Origin of the sequence: Amycolatopsis speibonae, assembly GCF_042647925.1 — a bacterium.
In the GTDB taxonomy this organism is placed as follows: Bacteria; Actinomycetota; Actinomycetes; order Mycobacteriales; family Pseudonocardiaceae; genus Amycolatopsis; species Amycolatopsis speibonae.
Genome location: NZ_JBHRWK010000167.1, coordinates 1 through 979 on the forward strand (window position 1 = coordinate 1; position 979 = coordinate 979).

The window sequence follows — 979 nt, forward strand, 5'->3', positions numbered from 1 at the left end:
TTGTGGTCGGAGCCGACCAGTTGCGCCACGTCGCGGATGAAGGGCGAGTCCGGGGTGTCCCGCATCTCGTCCGGCTGGAAGTTGTCTTCCTGGCCCTGGAAATCGACCGAGAACGTGCGCAGCCGTTCGCCCTGTTCGGCCAGCCGCGCGGCGGCGAGACCGGTGACGGCGCTGGAGTCCAGGCCGCCGGACAGCAGGACGCAGCGGGGCACGTCGGCGATCAGCTGACGGTGCACGATGTCGGTCATCAGCTCGCGGACCCGCTCGACCGTGGTCTCCTGGTCGTCCGTGTGCTGCTTCGCGTCGAGCTTCCAGTACGTCCGCGTGCGGATCCCGGAGCGGTCGACGGTGACGATCGTGCCCGGCCCGACCTCGTACATGCCCTTCCACAGCGACCAGCCCGGGGTCTTGGTCATCGTCATCAGCTCGCGCAGGCCGTCGGTGTCGACCACCTTGCGTGCCAAGGGGTTCGCGAGGATCGCCTTCGGTTCGGAGCCGAACAGGACGCCGTCCGGGGTCGGGTAGTAGTAGAACGGCTTGATGCCCATGCGGTCGCGGATCATCACGAGCTTCTCGTCGCGCTCGTCCCAGATCGCGAAGGCGTACATCCCGTTGAGGTGATCGACGACCTCGTCGCCCCACTCCAGGTAGCCGTGGAGCACGACCTCGGTGTCGCTGTCGGTCTCGAATTTGTGGCCCCGCTTGGAAAGTTCCTCGCGCAGCTCGGTGAAGTTGTACGCCTCACCGCTGTAGACCATCGCGGCCAGCCCGGCTTCGGCCATTGGCTGCCTGCCGCCCGGCAGGTCGATGATCGCCAGCCGCCGGTGACCCAGCGCGACCTGGGGCCGTACCCAGGTGCCCGAGTCGTCCGGCCCGCGGCACGCCATGGTCGCGGTCATCGCGTCGATGACTTCACGGCGTTGTGTCAGGTCCGTGCCGAAGGAGACCCACCCTGCGATTCCGCACATCGCTACCTCCC

Annotated in this window: 1 protein-coding gene; it reads right to left on the bottom strand. The window is 67.5% G+C overall.

All coding sequences use genetic code 11. The annotated features are described in order from the left end of the window. On the bottom strand, window positions 1–968 hold a 968-nt coding region (gene asnB / locus ACFOSH_RS44620; RefSeq protein ID WP_378248009.1), incomplete at its 3' end, for an asparagine synthase (glutamine-hydrolyzing). Window positions 969–979: the final 11 nt, after the last annotated feature.